Source organism: Streptomyces sp. NBC_00631 (assembly GCF_045206895.1).
Classification (GTDB): Bacteria; Actinomycetota; Actinomycetes; order Streptomycetales; family Streptomycetaceae; genus Streptomyces.
In genome coordinates, this window is sequence record NZ_CP107734.1 from 1458203 (window position 1) to 1478566 (window position 20364).

Genomic DNA, 20364 nt, shown 5'->3' on the forward strand with positions numbered 1-20364 from the left:
AGTCAGGCTTCGGGGATGGCGCGGCCGTGGGCGGCGAGGGTGATGGCCTCGGGCTCGGGCCCGCCGCGTCGACCGGTCTCCAGCGCGTCCAGGGCCGACAGCTCGGCGGCAGTGAGATCGAAGTCGAAGACGTCGATGTTCTCGGCGATGCGGTGCCGCTTAGTGGACTTCGGGATGACGGAGCGGCCCTGCTGGATGCCCCAGCGCAGCAGCACCTGGGCGGGGCTCTTGCCATGAACGTCGGCGATCTGTGTGACGGCCGGGTCTTCGAGGACGCTTGTGTGGTGGTCGCCGTAGCCGGGGTAGAAGGTGATGCCGCCGATGGGGGACCACGCCTGGTTGAGGATGCCGTGGGCGGTGTCGAAGTCGAGGACGGCGCGCTGCTGGAAGTAGGGGTGGATCTCCAGCTGGTTGACGGCCGGGACGACATCGGTGGCATCCAGCAGGGTGCTGAGGTGGTCGGTCAGGAAGTTGCTGACGCCGATGGCGCGGACACGGCCGTCGCCCAGCAGCTTCTCCAGCGCCCGGTAGGCGTCGATGGTCTTGTCGAAGTCCGAGGGGAGTGCCTGGTGGAGGATGAGCAGGTCGATGTGGTCGAGGCCGAGTTTGGCGGCGCTCTTGTCGAAGCCGTGCAGGGTCTCGTCGTAGCCGTAGTCGCTGATCCAGATCTTGGTCTCGACGAAGACCTCGTCGCGCGGGACGCCGGAGTCGCGCAGGGCCTGGCCGACCTCGCGCTCGTTGCCGTAGGCGGCGGCGGTGTCGATGTGCCGGTAGCCCAGCTCCAGGGCGGCCGTGACCGCGGCGATCGTCTCCTCGGGCGGGGTCTGGAAGACGCCAAGGCCAAGAGCGGGCATCTCGACGCCGTTGTTGAGGGTGAGGGTCTTCATCACAGGGACCTTTCCTTGCGGGATGCCCGTACGGGCAGGATGAGGATGGAAACGGTGGCGACGGCCAGCGCGAGCAGGACGGCGGAGCCCGTCAGCGCGGTGCCGGAGCGGGCCGCGATGTCGGCGGCTTCGTGAGCGGTGGAGACGGTGGCGGCCACGGCCGTCAGGATGCTCAGGGCCAGTGCGCTGCCTATCTGGTGCACGGTGTTGACCAGGCCCGAGCCGGCCCCCGCGTCCTCGGGTGCGACGCCGTCGACGCCGCTGGAGGTCATCGGGGCCAGCGCCAGGCCCTGGCCGGCGCCGATGATCACCATAGGCAGGGCCACACCGGTCACGTAGGGGGTGTGCAGGTCCAGGCGGCTCAGCCAGGCCATGCCCACGGTCGTCAGCACGACCCCCGCAGCCAGCACCTGGGGCCTGCCGAACCGCTCCAGCAGCCGGGGCACGCGGACCGCGAAGACGAAGTTGACCAGCGTCATCGGCAGAAAGGCCAGGCCCGCCTGCAAAGGCGTCCAGTGGTAGACGCTCTGCACGAACTGCGCGGTGAAGAAGAACCCGATCATCGCGCCCATGTAGAGCATCCGGGTGACGTAGGCGCCGGACCGCTGGAGGCGCGCGGCGGTGGTCCTGTCGCCGCTCGGGCCGCCCGCACGGCTTGGGTCGGCGACCGGCACGGCGAGGGCGTCGCCGGTGTCGTGGGTGGCTGCTGTACGCACGGTCTTCCTCGCGTCGATCGGGAGTGCGACCCGATCCCGGGCCGCCGGTCTGTGGCGTCTTCCAGGTAACGGCACCTTGAGGGGGCAGTGAGAGTCACTGCTCTTCCAGGTACTGGCAGTACCTCGCAGGTCCGTCCAGGCCGACCTACCGTGGATGAGCCGGCACACCGATCAGGCCGATCGAGAGGAGCCCGCCGTGCCCCCCGTCTCGATGTCAGGTCCGGCCCGACCGGTCCACGCGCCCCCGTTCCAGGACCGCAGTACCAGCCGGCGTTCGGGGACGTCCGAGATGCGCTTCCTCCGTGACGGCTCGCGCCGGGAGCTGTCCGCTGAGGGCGGGACAGTCAAAGACATCAGGAAATGAGCATGAGCGACCGCACCAAGAAGGACGTGGCCGCCGAGGTGCGGGAGTTCCTCAGCACCCGGCGGGCCAGGATCACCCCCGTGCAGGCCGGACTGCCGGTCTACGGCGGAAACCGCCGCGTCGCGGGCCTGCGGCGCGAAGAGGTCGCCCTGCTGGCAGGCATGAGCGTGGACTACTACGTCCGCCTGGAGCGCGGCAACCTCGCCGGCGCCTCGGACTCAGTCCTCGAAGCCCTCGCGCACGCCCTGCAGCTCAACGAGGCCGAACGCACCCACCTCTACGATCTGGCCCGCGCCGCCAGCCCGTCCGGCCGGCGGCCGGCGGTGACCTCCTCGCGCGTCCGGCCGACGATCCTGCGGCTGCTCGACTCGATGACCGGCGTGCCGGCGTTCGTCCGCAACGCCCGCTTCGACATCATGGCCGCCAACGCCCTCGGCCGGGCGCTGTACGCGCCGCTGTTCGACTCACCGCTGTTCGCGCAGCGCGGGCCGGTCAACAGCGCCCGCTTCCTGTTCCTCGACCCCGCCAGCCAGGACTTCTGGGTCGACTGGGACAAGGGCGCCGACGACGCCGTCGCCTTCCTGCGCACCGAGACGGGCCGCGCGCCGCACGACAAGGCCCTCACCGACCTGATCGGCGAACTGACCACCCGCAGCAGCGACTTCGCCCACAGGTGGGCACGGCACGACGTGAAGTTCCACCGCTCCGGCCTGAAGAACCTCCACCACCCGCTCGTCGGCGATCTTGCCCTGCCCTACGAGGCGATGGAACTGCCCTCCGACCCCGGCCTGCGCCTCAACTTCTACACACCCGAGCCGGACTCCCCCGAACAGCAGGCCCTGAACCTGCTCGCGAGCTGGACGACCACCGGCACGGTCGTGCCCTCCGGCAACGACTGACCCCCACACGAAACAGGAGAACCACTCCATGCAGTACCGACCGCTGGGCCGTACCGGCGTCCAGGTCAGCCCGCTCTGCCTGGGCGCGATGATGTTCGGCCCCTGGGGCAACGAGGACGAGACCGACTCCATCCGAATCATCCACCGCGCCATCGACACGGGCATCAACTTCGTCGACACCGCAGACGTCTACTCCGCCGGCGTCTCGGAGGAGATCGTCGGCAAGGCGCTGAAGGACCGTCGCGAGGACGTCTTCCTGGCCACCAAGTTCTTCATGCCCATGGACCAGAACGACCCCAACCAGCGGGGGGGTTCGCGCCGGTGGATCATCCGCGCGGTCGAGAACTCCCTGCGGCGGCTCGGTACCGACCACATCGACCTCTACCAGGTTCACCGCCCCAGCCCCGACACGGACGTCTCCGAGACCCTCGGCGCCCTCACCGACCTCGTCCGCCAGGGCAAAGTCCGCTACATCGGCTCCTCGTCCTACTCCGGCTCGCAGATCGTCGAAGCCCAGTGGACCTCGCGCGAGCGGAACCTGGAGCGCTTCGTCACCGAGCAGCCGCCCTACTCGATCCTCGTCCGCGGCATCGAAGAGGACGTGCTGCCCACCGTGCGGCGCCACGGCATGGGCACCCTCACCTACAGCCCGCTCTCCGGCGGCTGGCTCTCGGGCCGCTACCGCAAAAATGCCACCGAGGGACCCGCCTCCGCCGCCCGACCCCAGGCCCGCTTCGACATGAACACCCCCGCCAACCAGCGCAAGCTCGACGCCGTCGAACAACTCGCTGTCCTGGCGGAGAAGGCCGGCATCTCCCTGATCGAACTCGCCGTCGCCTTCGTCATCAACCACCCCGGTGTCACCTCGGCGATCATCGGACCTCGCACCATGGAGCAGCTGGAGGCGTTCCTGCCCGCTGCCGACATCACCCTGTCCTCCGACGTCCTCGACGCCATCGACGAGATCGTCGCCCCGGGCGTCACGGTCAACCCGGTCGACAACAGCTACGGAGACTTCGAGCTGCGGGTCGACCAGCGGCGCCGCTGACATCAGCCGGCTCGGCCGGTCACCGTCTGCCGAGCCGGAGCACCAACGTGGCTCACCGGCGAACAGCCGCCCCGGCCCGCCGCGCCGGAGCAGGACCACCGTCTTTCCGTCGCTTCTCGCACAAATCGGCTGTCGGGGCCCGGCTGCCCGGCGTGCCACCACACTCCTCGCATCGAACATCTTGGTCCGCAAAATCCATGAGACACCACCTGTCTGAGGCAGGGCTTCAGGTCACATGACGCCGTCGAAGTAGTTCGGGTCGGGCAGCCGGAGCGTCGCCTCGGTGCCCGAGATCTCCACGAAGCCGTAGCGCGTGTGCGGGGACTCGAAGCTGTACAGGCTGTGGGCGGACGCTCCGCCCTCGAAGTGGACCAGGGCGCTGACGTACGTGGGGACCTCGACCTCGAAGGTCTCGCCCGCCTTGGGACAGAAGACCGGGCCGGGGACGGACAGTGGGTGGTCAGACCACCGCGCTTTGTCCACAGCTCGTGCTGCAAGGCCAAAGGCCCGCAAACCTGACGCCATGTCGTACGGCCGCAGGTTTGCCGTCAGCGGCCGACCGCCTGCAGACTCTCGCGCAGGTGCCTCTTCGCCCACCGCGGGAGTTCCTTGAGCACGGGTTCCAGCGCTGCACCCGCCACGTCACGGGCACGACGGTCACCGTGGACGGGGGCTGGACAGCCTGGTGAAGCCTCCGTGCCGTGGCCGGACAGGTCCTTCGCGACCGCGGTGACGGCCGATTGGTTCCGGCCGGCCGGCAACAACACGTCCACCATGTCGGCGAGACGCCTCGCGCATGCTTCTCCCGTCCCGCGACCGGCGCCGGTGAGGATACCCAACAGGGTGAGTGTCTCTTGGGTGCGGGGAGTCCCGGCCCACCCGGATGCCCTCCGGCCTGCGGTCTGTCCAGGAGGTCGTCGTCACGTGCCGGGGTGTGCCGGCGGCAGCGGCTGTTCGGCCCAGATCGTCTTCCCGGCGGAGGTCTGCCGGCTCCCCCACCTCTGCGTGAGCTGAGCGACCAGCATCAGGCCACGGCCGCCCTCGTCGTAGGCGTGCGCGCGGCGCATGTGCGGTGAGGTGGAGCTGCCGTCCGACACCTCGCAGATCAGCGCGCGGTCGCGGATCATGCGCAGGCGTACAGGCGGAGCGCCGTAGCGGATGGCGTTGGTGACGAGTTCGCTGACGATCAGTTCGGTGACGAAGGACGCGTCGTCCAGTCCCCACCGCGCCAGTTGTTCGGTGGCGTTCTGACGGGCGGTGGCGACGTACGCAGCATCGGAGGGCAGGTCCCAGGACACCGCCTGGTCCGCACCCAGGGCACGGGTACGGGCCAGCAACAGGGCCACGTCGTCGCTGGGCCGCTCGGGCAGCAATTCCCCAGGTCGGGCCCGTGCTGAGCTTCCTGCTGTCCAACGCGGTGATTCTGCTGACCCACTCCATCGCCGGCCCCGACGGCTTCGCGGCCGGGACATGGCGCAGGATCACCGAATCACCTGTGTTCGCGGAGCGGGGACGCACCGCAGTGCCGGCTGCGGTCGGTCTCCTACCTGACGATCGTCTACAGCCTCTCGTACGGGCCGAAGGCCCTCGGTATCTCCCAGAACACGATGCTGGGCGCCGCGAGCGTCGGTGCCGCCGCTGCCGCCGCCACGACCATCCCCGCCGCCCGGCTGGCCGTCCGGCTCGGCAGACGGCCCATGTTCCTGGCGGGCGCGAGGCACGTGCGTACCGCGTCGGTGAACGACATGCCGGCCACAGTGGATCCGTTCGCAGAAACGTCTTGGGGGCACGGCGGATCGGACCGGCGAGGACGCCGCGACGCCGAGGTGCCGGCGCCACCACCTCGGCGGCAGGGGTCGCAGCATCGATTCGGAACGGTCAGAGCACACCATAAATGGATAGGGTGATCCGATTGCTAGACTGGCCGCTATGAACCCAGGCGCCCAGCACTCCGACGGTCACGCCGCTCAGCCTCTGCGCAGTGACGCCGAGCGCAATCGGGAGCGGATCATCGCTGCCGCGCGCACGGTGTTCGCGCGGGACGGTCTGAACGCCTCCATGGCCTCCGTGGCCCGCGAGACGGGTGTGGGCATCGCCACCATGTTCCGCCGCTTCCCCACGAAGGAGGAACTGGTCGACGCCGTCTTCTCCGACCGCATGGGGGCTTACGCCGACGCGGTCACCGCCGCCCTGGACGACCCCGACCCCTGGAACGGCTTCGTCGGATACATCGAGGCCGCCTGCGCCATGCAGGCCGCCGACAGCGGCTTCGCCGACGTCCTGACCATGACCTTCCCCACCGCGAAGGTCCTGGAGCGACGCCGAAGTGAGGCCTACGAGGGCATGCTGCGCCTCATCGACCGCGCCAAGGCCACCGGCCGTCTGCGCGAGGACTTCGACCCCTCGGACCTGGTACTGATCCACATGGCCAACGCCGGTGTCGTCAACGCCACCGGCGACGCCGCCCCCGACGCGTGGCGACGCGTCGTCGCCCTGCTCATCCAGTCCCTTGAGACCCCGGGACGCGGCCCCCTGCCCCCCTCACCCGGGCATGAACCCCTCTACAAGGCCATGCTCCGCGCCGGCCAGGGCACCTCCGCGCCGACCACGGGCAAGAGCAACTGACCTCGGGAACCGGCTTCCCGGTAGAGCAGGTCAAGAGCCCGCAGCCGGGGGAGGTTTCGGATCGGCGTCGGATGGCACCACTCGTCGTACCAGGTCTGCCCGGTGGCTCGCTGCACATCAGTTCCTCACGGTGACGCACCTCCACCCGCCTGGGCATCCTGGCCTTGCGCAGTCGCTCGGGACTCTCCGTGGTGACGATCACCTTGGCGGCGCCTTCGGCGAACAGCAGCCGCGCCACCCGGTCGACGAGCAGCGCGCCGACCGCGTCGCGCGCACGGCGAGACTTCCTGAGTGCGTGAACGTGCCGTCACCGATGTTCTGCACGAAGTGCTTGTGGTCCGTGAAGGGCGCCATCCCGATCCACTGCGCGCCCTCACACGCATCCTTGGGGTGGCCCAGGGCACGGTGCAGAGCAGACTGGGCCGCCTGGAGCGCGAGGGCCTGATCACCAGCCTGGCGCCTCGGCTCAGCCCGGCCGGAATGGGTTACCCCGTGGTCGCGCAGGAGGTCACGACGCATCTCGGTGCGATCGCGGAGGTGATCGAGGCACACAGCGTCGCCGGCGAGTTACCCGCCCACCCGCCACACCCTGACGTTCACTGGCGCAAGTCCCCTCCGAGGCCTGTGCATCAGCGCCTCCGAGGGGCTTCTCGATTCCAGGGTGTGGGCATCTGTGGGCAGCGTGCCAGGACGAATGCCGACCCAGCGCTGACTAATCTCGGCAGCGCGGCGAACTCAACTGCCCTGAAGGTACGGCTGCGATTGCCGACGAGACGGCACTGTCGTCCGACGGCAATCCGATCGAGGGGGCTTCGAGAGTTCGCCTCCGGCCGGCTCGACCGGCCCCCGGCCGGACAGGTGCTCAGCCCGGACGACCGCCTGCCGGCCACCACCGAGCTCCCTCACTCTCGGCTTCGCTCGACGGGTGGAGGGACTCCCATCGGCTCCGGCTACCGCTTCCGGCTGCGGGATGCTCGCACCGGCCGTCAGGTCGCTGCACTGTCGGCGGCCGTGAGACCTGCACACCCCACCGTTCCTGGTCGATGACGACCGGCTCGCCCTGCACCCGTGCGGCGAAACCTCGTGCCTTCTGGGACATGGTCGGGTTGCCCTCGTTCTGACGAAGACAGCTGATCAGGCAACTGGCCGAATTCGCAGGGGCAGGCATGTCCAGGAGCGCAGGGTGTTGTTGGGGTGACGACGGGGTGTGCCGGCGAGTTCCAGGTGCTCGACGCGACGGGCCAGAGCCGACAGCAGAGCCTCGGCCTCCAGACGGGCCACATGCTGGCCGACGCATTGGTGGATACCCATGCCGAAGCCGACGTGACCTGAGGGGTCACGGGTGAGGTCGAAGCGGTCGGGGTCGTGCCAGCGGACCGGGTCGCGGTTTGCGGCGCCCAGGAACATCAGGATCTTCGTGCCCTTCGGGATCACCGCGCCGGCGACAGTGACATCGGCGGTCGCGGTACGGAAGAAGGTCTGCACCGGGGACTGCCAGCGGATCGCCTCGTCGAACGCCACCCGCGCCAACTCCGGACGTTCCCGGAGACGTTGCCACTCCACGGGATGGGCGGCGAGGGCGTACAGGCAGGCCGCCAGTCCGTGCACGGTGGTGTCAAACCCGGCGGACAGCACGGAACGCACCACCAACGGCGCCTGCTCGTACGTCAGATCACCACGGTCGGCCGCGGCCCAGATCTGCGCCCCGAAGCTGCCCTCGCGCAACGCCTCCCGCTGACACTGGGCGTTCACCCACGCCGAGAGACCGGCCAGCCGCGGGGCGTCCGCCTCGACGAGGTCGTTACGGGGACCGAAGGCGTTGAAGACCATGTTGCCGTACGGCAGGAGGTTCTCCCGGCCGTCGGGGCCGAGACCCACCACGTCCGGAAAGGCCCGCAGCGGGAATGCCTCCGCCAGCGCGGGGAAGGCGTCGAACTCGGTCCCCGCTGCGAGGACCCGGTCGACTGTCTCCTCGGCCACGGCGGACCAGCCCTCGCGCAGACCTCGCAGCGCGGGCGGGGCGAGGACCTCGCGCAGCACCCGGCGCGGGGCGTCGTGCAGCGGCGGGTCGGCCTCAAGAAGCAGGCTCGGCGGCCGCCACGGCTTCTCGTGCCGAAAGTTGGACAGGCCGGCGCCCGCGCCGGACTCGAAGTGCTGCCAGTCGAGAAGGGCAGCGTGCACATGCTCGTAGCGCGACAGCGCATGGACGTCGTAGCGCGACAGGTACACGACCGGACCGGCCTCGCGCAGGGCCTGGTGCAAGGGCTCGGGATCCAGCAGGATGTCGTGGTCGAACGGGTCGGCGTCACTGACGGGCGGCACGACGGCACGCTCCAGCGCCTCAGTCATCGCGGCTCCTTGAAATTCCTGAAGATGGGTGCGGCGTCCTACAGATCCAGCACGAGTCGATCCCCGCAGGATCGCGACACGCACACCAACATGCAGTCGTTCGCCGCGCGTTCGTGGTCGGCCAGCACCGAATCCCGGTGATCCGGCCGTCCCTCCAGCACCGGGGTCAGGCAGGTGCCGCAGGTGCCCTGCTCGCAGGAGGACAGCACTTCCACTCCGGCCCGGCGCACCAACTCAAGGACCGAGACGTCCGGCGTGACGATGACCGTCCGCCCGGTGCGCCGCAGCTCGACCTTGAAGGAGGCCCGCTGCACCGGTGCGGTCTGTGCGGCGGCAGTGAAGCGCTCGGCGCGCATTGCGTACGACGGCCAGGCGGCGCATGCGGCTTCGACGGCCGTGAGCAGAGGTGCAGGACCGCAGCAGTACACCTTGGTGGCGGGTCGCGGGGTGCCCAGCCAGGCCGCGAGGTCCAGCAGTCCCCGTTCGTCCTGCGGGACGATGTGCACCCGCTCGCCGTAGGCGGTCGCCAGCTCCTCGCAGAACGCCATCGACTCCCGAGTACGGCCTCCGTAGAGCAACTGCCAGTCGGTACTAAGGAATTCGGCTTGGCGGATCATGGGCAGCAGCGGCGTGACACCGATACCGCCCGCAATGAAAAGGTACTTCTGCGAGGGCACGAGAGGGAAGTTGTTGCGTGGGCCGCCGACCCCGACACGGTCTCCCACCTTCAACTCGTCGTGCATATAAGCGGATCCGCCTCTTCCCCAGGGCTCCCGCAGCACGGCGATCCGGTAAGTGTGGGCGTCCCAGCGGTCGCCGCAGAGGGAGTACTGCCGGGTCGTCCTGTTCGGAAGTACGACGTCGATGTGAGAGCCCGGCGTCCAGTCCGGGAGCCGAGCACCGTCCGGGTGGGCAAGAGTGAAGGACACGATGCCCTCGGCCGCCCGCTCCTTCGCGACGACCGTCAAAGTCGCCGCATTCGTCGCGCTCTTCGGGACCCGCAGTTCCGCGCTGTCTGCGACCACGTCGTCGCCTCCCGTCTCTGGCTTGCCAGGCAGGATGCGCGGCGCTGACGTACTGCCGCGACGGCATTCTCAAACAGTGAGAGACGAACTTCCGGTACTTGTCACACAGCGGTCGCACTGCCATCACATGGATCACCAGGCTCTGCATACAGAGCCGGCGTGCCCGGCGCGCACAGCGCACGGGAGACACCTCGCGCCGCGCTTCGCACGACCGGCACGACGGCGGCGGCCCGAGGTTCGTTCGGCACGATCACGGCCAGTGCCGCCACCACGTCACCGCGTGCATCGCGCACCGGCGCGGCGATACCCAAGGCGTCCTGGTGCACGAACCCCGAGCAGTACGCGTACCCCTGCCGCCGAACCTCGGCAAGCACGGCCCTCAATTGCGCGCCTGTGACCGGTGTGTGCGAGGTGTAACGCTTCAATGGCCCCTTGAGTACCTGTTCCCGCAGGTCGGCGGGGCCGTGAGCGAGAAGGACCAGGCCGCTTGAGGAGGCGTGCAACGGAAGCCTACCGGCGATGCTGGTGTAGTTGATGACCGCGCCCGGCACCGACAGACGCTCCAGGAACAGCACCTCGCTGCCCTCCAGCACGCCGAGCTGCACATGCTGGCCGACCACATCGTGGACACCCGCCATAAAGGGCATCGCGGCGTTGCGCAGTGACAGAGTCGGCAGGGCACGCGTCGCAAGCTCCCACATCCGCATGCCGATACGGACACGGCGGTCCGCGTCACGCGTCAGGAACCCGCACGAGACCAGCTCGGCCACGAGCCGCGAGGCTGTCGCCACATGCAGCCCCGTGCGCCGGGAGATCGCCGAGACCGTCAGGGCTGACTCCTCCGGCGTGAACGCCTCGAAGATCCGCACGATCCGCGCGAGAACCGACTCGCCATTCTCTGTCCTCACCTGGCCATCATCGTTTTCCAGGCACGCACGTCAACCCCCCGGTTCGTGCCGGCGACGGTCCGGATGCAAGCAGCTCGAAGGCTCGGGCCGCGACAGGAGCAGGCCCAAGATGCCGAACGAGTCGAGAAAGCTGTTCGCATCAAGCCAGGTCAAGCCGACGCTGAGCACGGTCACCGTCCTTGAGCTCCTGTGGGGGTGAAGGGACTGCGTGGCCCTTGTGCGGGCGCACACGACTCTCACGCGTTCCGGCGAGAACCAGGTGGCACAGCGGACGGGGACACGGTTGCGGGCGGAGCGGCAATGCGCTGCTGTGGGCTCAGCCCGTCAGATCGAGGGCGGCGCGGACGATGCTGTCCGCGTCGAGCCCGTGATGGTGGTAGACGTCCTCCAGCGATCCGGACTGCCCGAACCGGGTCACGCCGAGGGATGAAACGGGCACCCGGTTGATGGTGGCCAGAAAGTCCAGCGTGTGGGGATGACCGTCGAGGACGGTGACCAAAGGCGTGGCCCGTTGGGCGGGAAAGACCTGGTCCAGCACCCAGGACTCGGCCTGTTCATGGCCCTGCCTGGCTCGCACCGCCCGGTACAGCAGATCGGGGCTGGTCACGCACACAACGTCCGCCGGGACGCCGACCTGTGCCAGCCGATCGACCGCTGCCAGCGCCTCCGGCACCACCGCGCCCATCGCGGCGATGGTGACCTGGGCGCCTGCGGTGCGCACCAAGGTATACGCACCGGCGACGACTTGGCGTCGGCGGCGCTCCCGCGCGGCCGGGTCCGTGGGCACCGCGGCCAGTGTCTGGTCGATTGGCCTCGTCGACAGCCGCACATACGCGGAGCCGCCGTCCGGTCTGCCGAGCCGGGCCATGGCGGCGAGCAAGGTCCACTCGGCATCGATGGCGAACGCCGGTTCGTAGGTGACACAGCCGGGTTGTTCCAATCCGATGGACGGGGTCTTGATCGACTGGTGCGCGCCGCCTTCCGGTGCCAAAGAGATCCCGGAGGGCGTGCCGACCAGAAGGGACTGTCCGCCCGCGTAGATACCGAAGGACCAAGGCTCAAGGGCGCGTTCCACGAAGGGGTCGTACAGCACACCGATCGGTAGGAGCGGCTCCCCCCAGCGGCTCCAGCAGGCCCCCAGCTCGCCGATCAGACCGACCAGGTTCGTCTCGGCGATACCCAGTTCCATGTGCTGGCCGGACGGGCGTTCCCGCCAATGCAGAACAGTCTCCGCGTCATCGGCGAACCAGTCGCGTCGTTCCGTCGACGACCATACGCCGACCTTGTTCACCCACCCGCCCAGGTTCGTGCTGGAGCTGACGTCCGGACTCACCGTGACCACCCGTGCCGCCACGTCCGGAGCTGCCCTGGTCAGATCCAGCAGGACACGACCGAGCGCGGCCTGCGTGGTGGCCGTCCCGGACGGGGTCCGCCCGATGTCGGTCGGCACGGGCGGAGGTGCATGACGCAACGTGTCGCTCCGTCGCAGCCGTTGCGCGGCTTGCAGGCATGTGTCCTGGGCTTCGGTGCCCTCGTCGAAGGCACGCCAGGGATGGGCCGGGTCGGCTCCAAGCCGATCGGCGAGCTCTGCCATCTGCTCCTCGGTCAGCAGAGCCGAATGGTTCTGCGGGTGCGCCCTGGTGGCCAGCCCGTATCCCTTGATGGTGTAGGCGAAGATCACCGTGGGGCGACTGTCGTCGATCAACGAGAAGGCCGCGTCCAGCGCGTGCAGGTCGTGGCCCCCCAGATTGGCAATTGCCTCCACCAACGCCGAGTCATCGAGCTGGTCGACCAGCGCGCGGATCCGGTCGGCGCCCGGGCCTTCTGGTAGCCGCCTGCGCAGTTGCCCGGCATCGCAACGCAAGAGCCGTTGGTACTCCGGGTTGGTCATCACCTCGATGCGCTGCCGCAATTCCTCCCCTCCGGGCTTGAGGAACAGCTCTTCGAGCAGGCGCCCGTACTTGAGTGTGATCACCTGCCAGCCGGCCGCCGTGAACATGCCCTGCAACTTGTCAGCCGCGATGTCGGGTACGACCCGGTCCAGCGACTGCCGGTTCAGGTCGACCACCCACACCACCTCTCCCAGGTCACCGACCGCGGGATCGAGCACCGCCTCCCACACCGCGCCCTCGTCCAGTTCGGCGTCGCCCAGCAACGAGAACTGCCGCCCGGTCCCCACGTCGCCGATGGTGGCGTTGACGTAGCGCCGTGAAAGCGCGCCCCAGATCGGAGCCGTCGCACCGATGCCGACGGACCCGGTCGAGTAGTCGACCGGGTCCGGATCCTTGGATCTGCTCGGGTAGCTCTGCAGTCCGCCGAACTCGCGCAACCTCGGCAGCTGGGCCTCGTCCAGTTCGCCCAGCAGGTAGTTGATCGCGTGCAGTACGGGAGCGGCGTGCGGTTTGACCGACACCCGGTCCTGCGGCCGCAGATGCCGGAACCACAGCGCCGTCATGATCGATACCATGGAAGCCGACGATGCCTGATGCCCGCCGACCTTGAGCCCCGAGGGGTTCGCGCGAACACGGTTCGCGTGGTGGATGATGGCCGTCGACAGCCAGAGCACACGACTTTCCACCTCGCGCAGAACGCCGAAGCCGTCTTGGGTGGTGTACGGGGCGAGTGCTGGGCTACTCATGACTGACCAACTCCTGCGGTCGGCGGAAGAAACATGTCAGGATCGGTGCCCACCACGCCGTCGCAGACGGTGGCACCCGGGCGAGATGGAACGCCCCTTGCGTGACCTGCGACAGCCGAGGAACGGCGACTTCAACTCCACGTGATTCAGGATTGATCGGAGACTTCCCGTCGAAGTCCCGGCGGGCGTCAGGCGCAGGTGTTCACGAGGGCGCCGATATTCTCGATCTCGATCCGGACCTCGACGCCCGACCGGAGGAACTGGCCGCGTTTGTGCCCGACGCCGGACGGAGTTCCGGTGGCGATCACGTCACCCGGTTCGAGGGTCGTCTGTCGTGAGAGGTAGGAGACCAGCGCGGGAACCGGGTGGATCAGCTGGGAGGTGCGCGCGTCCTGGCGCAGCTCGCCGTCAACCCAAGTACGCAGGTGCAGGTCGTCGGGATCGTCGAACTCGTCGAGCGTTGCGAGGGCGGGGCCCATCGGCGTGAAGGTGTCGAAGCTCTTGGCCGCCGTGACATCTGCGGCCCGGCCGGGAACGCGCCCCTTCTGCACGTCCCGTGCGCTGACGTCGTTACAGATGGTGAAACCGGCCACGAACGAGTAGGCGTCGGTCGCCGATACGTCGGTGGCTCGCCTGCCGATGACAACGGCGAGTTCGCCTTCGTAGTCGACCTCGTCCGGGGCCGCCTTCGGGAAGCGTATCCGCCCTCCTGTGCCGATCACTGAGGACGGCGCTTTCAGGAAGATGACCGGCTCCTGCGCCGCGCCGGTGTAGCCCACCTCGTATCGGTGATCGGCGTAGGCGAAACCCACTGCCCAGATCTTCGACGGTCTGGGGATCGGAGCGATGAGCTGTGCCTGCGCCGCGGGTACACGTTCGCGGACCTCGGCCGTGCTGATGGATGCGATGTCGAGGCCGGCCTGCAGGGCGGCGCCGAGGTCCGCCGCGTCGAGGTGGAGGAGAGCGACGACTTCGCCGTCGTCCTCCAGTCTGCCGATTCCCTTGACCGTGCTGACGAGCCGGGTCACTGGGCCACGGCCTCGTTGTCGAGACGCAGCAGCTCTTCCCTGGGGTCACCGGCCCGGTAGCGAAGGACGAAGCGGTCGGCGTCGAGCTCCAGGCCGGAAGGGTTGGCCGCGAAGACAGGCCCGGACATGAAGGCCACCTCCTCCTCCGTGGTGGCGAAGTTGGGGCAGGAGAACTCGACGATGTTCCGATCCGGATCTCGGTAGTAGAAGCTGGTGGCCTGACCGTGGTTGGCCGCGCGATGCGGATGCACGCCGTTGGCCACCATGTGCTCGTGCTGATCGACCAGTTCACCCAACGAGCCGACACCGAACTGGAAATGATGCAGGCCCGGCCCGGCGGCCTCGGTCCCTGTCAGGCTGTCGATGCCGAACAGGGCGAGGACCTGGCTGTACGGAGCGTCGTGGATGCGGAAGAAGCCCAGTCGGACATCGACCGCTCGCTCCGGCATTCCGGTGGGCCGCGGCGGGGCGTCGGGGTCGGGAGTCCGCTCGTAGAACGGGCCGTGGCCCAGCACATGCGTGTAGAAGGCATACATTTCGTCGAAGCGCCCGGTCTTGAGTACCAACTCGGAGAGCTGAAGGGCGACGGCTTTGGTTTCGGCGGCCGCGGGAGCCGCTGCGCGGGTTTTCATCGTGAAGGCCTCCTTGCCCGTCAGGCGGTGGCGTGCAGCGGCCTTGAGGTGCGGCGCGTGATCCGCCATTCCCCGCCGCGACAACGGAACTGATGGACGGTGTCGAGAACGCGGTCCAAGACATACGCTCCGTCGGCCTGCCGGACGTGGAGCAGAATCATCGCCCGCAATTCGGCTCGCCTGCCGTGGGGACCGTCGCCCTGATCTGTGACGACCTCATTGGCGAGCACGTGGACGGTCTGCCGTCCGGTGTCGGCCTCTCGCGCGCTGAGGAAGCCAAGGATCTCAGCACGCCCGTGGAATATCCGGCCGTGCGCCTCGAACTCGGCGTCCTCGGCGAACGCGCCGATCCCGGCGGTGGCCCGGCCGCTGTCGATGTCTCGGTGGTAGCCGACAACCAGGGTCCGACAGTGGCTCACAGCACGCCCTCGCTCGGCTGGAGTGACCATGACGCTCCCCATCTCTTGAACCTGAGTCGAGCGTAGCAGTCCACCGCAGCTCATCAACAGTCCAGTGTTTGCTGCGCCCTACCCGACGCCATCCCCCGTATGACAGTCTGACCCGGGTTCAAGAGAGAGGATCCAAACCATGCACAGGAAGGCAGGTCCGCCCATGTCTGACCAGAACGGGAGAACCGGTTCACGGCGTGTCCTAGTTGTGGGCGCGGGGCCCGTGGGTCTCTCGCTTGCCATCGAGTTGGGCTGGCGCGGTGTGCCCGTAACTGTGATAGATCAGGGCGATGGCGGGGTGCCCTTCCCCGCGGGGGAGGCGATCTTCTCCCGCACGATGGAGCACCTTCGGCGCTGGGGCTGCGCGCAGCAGGCACGCACGGAATCAGCACCGCCGACGGACTACCCACACCGCATCGTCTTCGCCACGGCTGTGACGGGCCACATTCTCGCCGAGTTCGACTACGGGGTCACGAACCGCTCCCCCGGCGAGTACGGTCTGCTGACGCCGGAAGGCCCCGCGTTCCTTTCCAAGTTCTCGTTCCTGCCGTTGCTCGAACGGACCGCACGAGACCTGCCTGGGGTCGAGATCAGGTTCGGTACCCGCCTGGAAACGTTCGAGCAGGACTCCGACGGAGTTTCTGCCGTGGTGCGCGACCTGGAAAGCGGCGCTGCCGAGACATTGGCCGGCGCGTATCTCGTGGCGTGTGACGGGGGCCGTAGTGGTGTCCGCCGGGCACTGGGCGTCGCGTTCGACGGCATGTTCGCGCAGGGCCAGAACTTCGCGGTGCATTTTCGTTCCCCGCAACTGCTGGAACTGCTCAGGGAGCGTCTGGGTGGCCCAGCGGCGCAGATACAGACCCTGTCGTCGGAGCGCAGGCCGTACATCACGGTGGTCGACGGCGTGGACGAGTGGCGGCTCTCCGTCTACCTGGAGGAAGAGCCGGAGCCCGCGGACGCGGTCGCTTGGGTGCACGAAGCCGTGGGTGCGCCGATCGACGTGGAGATACTTGCCGCGCAGCCCTGGAGCGGGCACTGTGTCGTGGCTCGTAGGTACCGGTCGGGGCGGGTGTTCCTCGCGGGCGATTCCGCGCACCTTCTGTGGCCCAAGGGGGGCTTCGGCGCCAACACCGGAATCGGCGATGCCGTTGACCTCGGCTGGAAGCTCGCCGCGACCCTCCAGGGGTGGGGCGGCCCGGCGCTGCTGGACAGCTACGAGCTGGAGCGGCGACCGATCGCCGTTCGCAACGTCACGGAAGCATCGAGCAATTGGAAGGCCGACTCCGGCCTCGTGGCCGATGCCGTGCTCTGCAGCGCAGGCGCAGAGGGCGAACGGGCCCGAAGTGACATGGGCGACCTGATCCGCCGGTCGAGAGGCAAGGAGTTCCGCAGCATCGGCGTTCAGCTCGGATACCGTTACAGCGGTTCCCCGATCTGCATGCCGGACGGCAGCCCGGAGCCGCCCTGTGAGCCGGACGACTATGTCCCGTCGACCTGGCCGGGTTGCCGGGCACCACACGTCTGGTTGCCCGACGGCACCTCCGTACTCGACCATTTCGGCCGCGGTTTCGTGCTGGTGGTCTCGGGCTCGGCGGACCCCTCCGCGCTGGTGGAGGCCGCTTACCACAGTAGCGTCCCCTTGACGGTGCTGCGCCTTACCGATTCAGCCGCGGCGAGAGCATACGAGCGGCCGCTGGTGCTGGTCCGCCCCGATGGACACGTCGGGTGGCGGGGCGAGCAGGCTCCTGCCGACCCGGACGCGGTGCTGGACCGGCTGCGCGGGGCAGAGGGCAGTCGTCACGCGACTGGTCCACGCATGATGCCGCAGGCATCAGGGAGACTCGACACGCACCAGGTCTGAAGTGCCCCGTTCAGTGATCGCGCCCCTCGAACGATCCGCGCCCGGCCAGAATGGACTCCATCAGGAAACGGATCATCTCGTGCGCCGGTCGGTTCCGGTCGTTGGGCACGTTCGCACCTTCGAATACAGCGACGGCGATGTCGCGGACCAGCGCGGCATCGGCAACCGCGCCACCGTCGAGACCGTGCTCGGCCATGACCTCATCGACCATCCCGACGATCCAGGCCAGGAAGGTGTTGTGGGTGGTGCGAACCGCGTCGGAGTGTGGAAGCCGGTCGTGCATGGCCTGGTGCAGCGGCCTGTAGAGACGCATGTCGGACAGCCCGCGCACCAATCGGCTCAGTGGATCGGCGTGCGCCAGTTCCTCCCCGAGGATCCGGATCTCGCGACTGAGCATCCGGTCCATGACCGCGGCAAAGATGTCGTCCTTCGAGTTGAAGTACCAGTAGATGTTGCCTCTGGCCACGCCGGCAGCAGCGCTGATGTCGGCCATCGTGGATCCCGCGTAGCCCTTGGCAAGAAAAAGCTCTGTAGCCGCGGCTAGCAGATCGCCTTCCCGTTCCTCGCGGGGGATCTGTTGGCGGTTCCGCGGCATCCCGGCCCCTTTCAAGCGTCCAGGCGGTCTCGCCCGAGTGTAGACACCGACAATGCCGCGTCTGCCCCACAAGGGTCCATCACGGCGGCGAGGGAGTGAGCACAAGTGCCGCCGCAGAAGGGGGTACCAATGGGCGCCCCCCATACGTCGTTCGTCGGCAGTGGATCAGAGATAGACGGACTGCAGTGCAGGTACCCGGCAAGGCCTTCGGGGCCGAGCTCACGGCCCAGGCCGCTGGCCTAAACCCGGCCGAATGGTACGGCGGGATCAGGGTCGGCGGTCCAGACGGCACCGCCCAGCCCGTAGTCGGAGTCGTTGGCGATGTTTGGCGGCGTGGTCGACATCGTTGTGAGGGACCTCGCCCTCGGCGTCCAGGACGACGGTGTGGTAGCGGGCCTTGCCGATGCCGGCACCCGCCCAGTGCCGGGCCATGAGGCTCCTCCGGTCGTTCGGCGTACTCCGCGCATCCGGCCGACCTGCCGGCATGGGCCTACTCAGCGATACCCGTGAGCTCGCAGCTCCTCATCAGCGGTCGACTCGTCATGCGGTCCGGGGCGGCCGGAGGGCGGACCGGAGCATCACGCGTCCGGATGCACAGCCTCCTCCCGGAAAGCGCCGGCCTCCCATCAACTCCCTACCGGGTAAGCCCCTTGTCGCATTTACCGACGGGGTCAGATCTACCGCCGGACCTGGTGCGGGAACGCGGTTGAAGCGCTCGGGGATCGGTGGAGGTGTCACGCTCTCAGTCGAGGGCGCGATGGCTGACACCGAGGGCATTGAGACGCTCCAGGTGCGGACGCAGCCGGTCGGTGACGAAGTCCGCGAAGTCGTCGACGCCGTTCCCGTCGTTCCGCCACACCGCCTCGGCGAACGCACACAGACGCGGGAACAGCATGTACTCCGCGTGCTTGGGCGTCGGAACGTACTCCGTCCACAGCTGGCACTGCGCGCCCAGGACATGCCGCGCCGCTTCGGGCTCGTCGGCGAGCGCCGCGGGCACGGGGCGGTAGTCGTACACCTTGGACAGCGGGACGAAGCCACTGATCGCGAGCGGCTCCCTGTCGTGGTCCTCACTCTGGTAGCGGTCGAAGTAGAGGTACTCGCACGGCGCCATCACCACGTCGAGTCCACCGCGTGCCGCCTCGACGCCGGCCTCCTCGCCGCGCCATGACATGACCACGATGTCCTTGGGGAGGTTGGCCGGCCCGCCGCCTTCGAGTACCTCGTCCCAACCGATGAAGCGTCGGCCGTTGTCCGAGAGGAACGTCGCCATCTGGCCGGTGAACCACGCCTGCAGGGCGTCTTCGTCGGTGAGGCCGAGCGACCGCATCCGCGCCTGTGCGGCTGGGCTGGCCCTCCACTCCTCCTTGGGACATTCATCGCCGCCGCAGTGGATGAGCCGGCTCGGGAACAGGCTCATCACCTCGGTGAGAACGTCGCGGCAGAAGTCGAGCGCAAGGTCGTCGACGCTCAGCACCTGCTCACTGATCCCCCATACGGTCCAGACCTGGGGCGGTCTCAGGCCGTTGCCCAGTTCGGGATAGGCCGTGATGGCGGCGAGCATGTGGCCAGGCATGTCGATCTCGGGGATGACAGTGATGAAACGTTCCGCTGCGTACGCCACGATCTCGCGGATGTCGTCCTGGGTGTAGAAACCGCCGTGCGGCGTGCCGTCGAAGGTGTACTCATCCTCCGGCCGGTCGGCATGGCCGATGAGCGTCTCGCGTCGCCAAGCGCCGACTTCGGTGAGGCGTGGGTACTTCTCGATCGCGAGCCGCCAGCCCTGATCCTCCGTGAGGTGAAGGTGGAGGACGTTGAGCTTGTGGAGGGCAAGGAGGTCGATCAGCCGGAGAATGAACTCCTTTGGCATGAAGTGCCGCGCGGCATCGAGCATCATGCCGCGCCAGCCGAGCTGGGGCCCGTCGGTGACGCTGACGGCCGGCACCGTCCAGTCGCGTTCGACGGCCGTCGCCGAGAAGACCTCGGCCGGAAGGAGCTGCCGCAGCGACTGGACGCCGTAAAACACACCTGCCGGGTCGCCGCCGGTGATGGTGATGTGGTCGGACGTGACGGTCAGTTCGTACGCCTCGGCGTCGAGGGCCCTCGGGGCGACGGACAGAGTGATCGCGGCCTGCCCGCCATCGGCATCCGGCAGGGCAAACCCGGTCGCGGGTCGCAGCGCACGGCGGAGAGCGTCGGCTGCGGGGGCCGAGGCGGCGTCGGAGCGGACCGATGTGGTACCGGTCAGGCGGAAGGCACCGTCATGCTCGTGACGGTCGAGGCGCTGGGGCTTAGGAAGAATCACACCACGTGAGCCTACTGCTCGAATCTGCGCGATAA

The 20364-nt window shown here is 68.4% G+C and carries 18 protein-coding genes and 1 pseudogene; 4 read left to right on the forward strand and 15 right to left on the reverse strand.

Going from position 1 to position 20364, the window contains the following annotated elements:
• Positions 1–2: 2 nt before the first annotated feature.
• Positions 3–887 (reverse strand): aldo/keto reductase, encoded by an 885-nt coding sequence (locus OHB00_RS06895; RefSeq protein WP_406432298.1) that lies wholly within the window; start codon positions 885–887, stop codon positions 3–5.
• Positions 887–1603: an MFS transporter gene (locus tag OHB00_RS06900; protein WP_406432300.1), complete on the reverse strand. Its 717-nt coding sequence runs from the start codon at positions 1601–1603 to the stop codon at positions 887–889. The genes OHB00_RS06895 and OHB00_RS06900 overlap by 1 nt, the downstream gene beginning before the upstream one ends.
• 366 nt (positions 1604–1969) lie before the next feature.
• On the opposite strand from OHB00_RS06900, the gene OHB00_RS06905 reads away from it, so the two are divergent.
• Together OHB00_RS06905 and OHB00_RS06910 are read left to right on the forward strand one after the other, a co-directional pair.
• Positions 1970–2866, forward strand: a complete 897-nt coding sequence (locus OHB00_RS06905; RefSeq protein ID WP_406432302.1) for a helix-turn-helix transcriptional regulator — start codon at positions 1970–1972, stop codon at positions 2864–2866.
• A 28-nt stretch (positions 2867–2894) separates the two neighbouring features.
• Positions 2895–3914: an aldo/keto reductase gene (locus OHB00_RS06910; RefSeq protein WP_406432304.1), complete on the forward strand. Its 1020-nt coding sequence runs from the start codon at positions 2895–2897 to the stop codon at positions 3912–3914.
• A gap of 231 nt (positions 3915–4145) precedes the next feature.
• Here the strand turns inward: OHB00_RS06910 and OHB00_RS06915 are convergent, their stop codons facing one another.
• From OHB00_RS06915 to OHB00_RS06925, 3 genes and pseudogenes are all read right to left on the reverse strand, one after another.
• Positions 4146–4397: a hypothetical protein gene (locus OHB00_RS06915; protein WP_406432306.1), complete on the reverse strand. Its 252-nt coding sequence runs from the start codon at positions 4395–4397 to the stop codon at positions 4146–4148.
• A gap of 437 nt (positions 4398–4834) precedes the next feature.
• A pseudogene (locus OHB00_RS06920) lies at positions 4835–5287 on the reverse strand (ATP-binding protein); the annotation flags it as partial.
• Between the two features lie 185 nt (positions 5288–5472).
• On the reverse strand, positions 5473–5661 hold the full coding sequence (locus OHB00_RS06925) for a hypothetical protein (protein WP_406432308.1): 189 nt from the start codon (positions 5659–5661) through the stop codon (positions 5473–5475).
• Positions 5662–5843: 182 nt separating this feature from the next.
• On the opposite strand from OHB00_RS06925, the gene OHB00_RS06930 reads away from it, so the two are divergent.
• The gene (locus OHB00_RS06930; RefSeq protein WP_406432310.1) at positions 5844–6539 is read left to right on the forward strand and encodes a TetR/AcrR family transcriptional regulator; all 696 of its coding nucleotides are present in this window, start codon (positions 5844–5846) and stop codon (positions 6537–6539) included.
• A gap of 1134 nt (positions 6540–7673) precedes the next feature.
• Here the strand turns inward: OHB00_RS06930 and OHB00_RS06935 are convergent.
• The 7 genes from OHB00_RS06935 to OHB00_RS06965 form a co-directional block, all read right to left on the reverse strand.
• Positions 7674–8888 (reverse strand): cytochrome P450, encoded by a 1215-nt coding sequence (locus tag OHB00_RS06935; protein WP_406432312.1) that lies wholly within the window; start codon positions 8886–8888, stop codon positions 7674–7676.
• 38 nt (positions 8889–8926) lie between these two features.
• Positions 8927–9913 carry a PDR/VanB family oxidoreductase gene (locus tag OHB00_RS06940; RefSeq protein WP_406432314.1) on the reverse strand — a complete coding sequence of 329 codons (987 nt, stop codon included), beginning with the start codon at positions 9911–9913 and terminating at the stop codon, positions 8927–8929.
• Between the two features lie 101 nt (positions 9914–10014).
• Complete coding sequence (locus OHB00_RS06945; RefSeq protein WP_406432316.1) at positions 10015–10821, reverse strand: IclR family transcriptional regulator; 807 nt, start codon at positions 10819–10821, stop codon at positions 10015–10017.
• Between the two features lie 316 nt (positions 10822–11137).
• A complete protein-coding gene (locus OHB00_RS06950) occupies positions 11138–13459 on the reverse strand; it encodes a transketolase-like TK C-terminal-containing protein (RefSeq protein ID WP_406432318.1) in 2322 nt (773 codons plus the stop codon).
• Positions 13460–13647: 188 nt separating this feature from the next.
• The gene (locus tag OHB00_RS06955; RefSeq protein ID WP_406432320.1) at positions 13648–14487 is read right to left on the reverse strand and encodes a fumarylacetoacetate hydrolase family protein; all 840 of its coding nucleotides are present in this window, start codon (positions 14485–14487) and stop codon (positions 13648–13650) included.
• Positions 14484–15188: a VOC family protein gene (locus OHB00_RS06960; RefSeq protein ID WP_406432322.1), complete on the reverse strand. Its 705-nt coding sequence runs from the start codon at positions 15186–15188 to the stop codon at positions 14484–14486. Before OHB00_RS06960 ends, OHB00_RS06955 begins: the two co-directional genes overlap by 4 nt.
• Positions 15140–15622, reverse strand: coding sequence for a nuclear transport factor 2 family protein (locus OHB00_RS06965; protein ID WP_406445636.1), 483 nt, complete (start codon positions 15620–15622; stop codon positions 15140–15142). The genes OHB00_RS06960 and OHB00_RS06965 overlap by 49 nt, the downstream gene beginning before the upstream one ends.
• A 109-nt stretch (positions 15623–15731) precedes the next feature.
• Between OHB00_RS06965 and OHB00_RS06970 the strand changes: the two genes are divergently transcribed.
• A complete protein-coding gene (locus OHB00_RS06970; RefSeq protein ID WP_406432324.1) occupies positions 15732–17429 on the forward strand; it encodes an FAD-dependent monooxygenase in 1698 nt (565 codons plus the stop codon).
• Positions 17430–17439: 10 nt separating this feature from the next.
• On the opposite strand, the gene OHB00_RS06975 is transcribed toward OHB00_RS06970, so the two are convergent.
• From OHB00_RS06975 to OHB00_RS06985, 3 genes are all read right to left on the reverse strand, one after another.
• Positions 17440–18168, reverse strand: a complete 729-nt coding sequence (locus OHB00_RS06975) for a TetR/AcrR family transcriptional regulator (RefSeq protein WP_406432326.1) — start codon at positions 18166–18168, stop codon at positions 17440–17442.
• A 123-nt stretch (positions 18169–18291) separates the two neighbouring features.
• Complete coding sequence (locus OHB00_RS06980) at positions 18292–18456, reverse strand: hypothetical protein (RefSeq protein ID WP_406432328.1); 165 nt, start codon at positions 18454–18456, stop codon at positions 18292–18294.
• A 310-nt stretch (positions 18457–18766) separates the two neighbouring features.
• Entirely contained in the window at positions 18767–20329 is a 1563-nt protein-coding gene (locus OHB00_RS06985) for a beta-N-acetylhexosaminidase (RefSeq protein ID WP_406432330.1), read from the reverse strand.
• Positions 20330–20364 lie beyond the last annotated feature (35 nt).

Excerpts from the sequence above, each read along its gene's own strand:
- OHB00_RS06910 (WP_406432304.1), top strand. The coding sequence starts at position 2,895 with ATGCAGTACCGACCGCTGGGCCGTACCGGCGTCCAGGTCAGCCCGCTC.
- OHB00_RS06895 (WP_406432298.1), bottom strand. The coding sequence starts at position 887 with ATGAAGACCCTCACCCTCAACAACGGCGTCGAGATGCCCGCTCTTGGC.
- OHB00_RS06960 (WP_406432322.1), bottom strand. The coding sequence starts at position 15,188 with ATGGCGGATCACGCGCCGCACCTCAAGGCCGCTGCACGCCACCGCCTG.
- OHB00_RS06950 (WP_406432318.1), bottom strand. The coding sequence starts at position 13,459 with ATGAGTAGCCCAGCACTCGCCCCGTACACCACCCAAGACGGCTTCGGC.
- OHB00_RS06975 (WP_406432326.1), bottom strand. The coding sequence starts at position 18,168 with ATGGGGGGCGCCCATTGGTACCCCCTTCTGCGGCGGCACTTGTGCTCA.
- OHB00_RS06935 (WP_406432312.1), bottom strand. The coding sequence starts at position 8,888 with ATGACTGAGGCGCTGGAGCGTGCCGTCGTGCCGCCCGTCAGTGACGCC.
- OHB00_RS06970 (WP_406432324.1), top strand. The coding sequence starts at position 15,732 with ATGTCTGACCAGAACGGGAGAACCGGTTCACGGCGTGTCCTAGTTGTG.
- OHB00_RS06965 (WP_406445636.1), bottom strand. The coding sequence starts at position 15,622 with ATGAGCTGCGGTGGACTGCTACGCTCGACTCAGGTTCAAGAGATGGGG.
- OHB00_RS06925 (WP_406432308.1), bottom strand. The coding sequence starts at position 5,661 with ATGTCGTTCACCGACGCGGTACGCACGTGCCTCGCGCCCGCCAGGAAC.
- OHB00_RS06930 (WP_406432310.1), top strand. The coding sequence starts at position 5,844 with ATGAACCCAGGCGCCCAGCACTCCGACGGTCACGCCGCTCAGCCTCTG.
- OHB00_RS06980 (WP_406432328.1), bottom strand. The coding sequence starts at position 18,456 with ATGGCCCGGCACTGGGCGGGTGCCGGCATCGGCAAGGCCCGCTACCAC.
- OHB00_RS06905 (WP_406432302.1), top strand. The coding sequence starts at position 1,970 with ATGAGCGACCGCACCAAGAAGGACGTGGCCGCCGAGGTGCGGGAGTTC.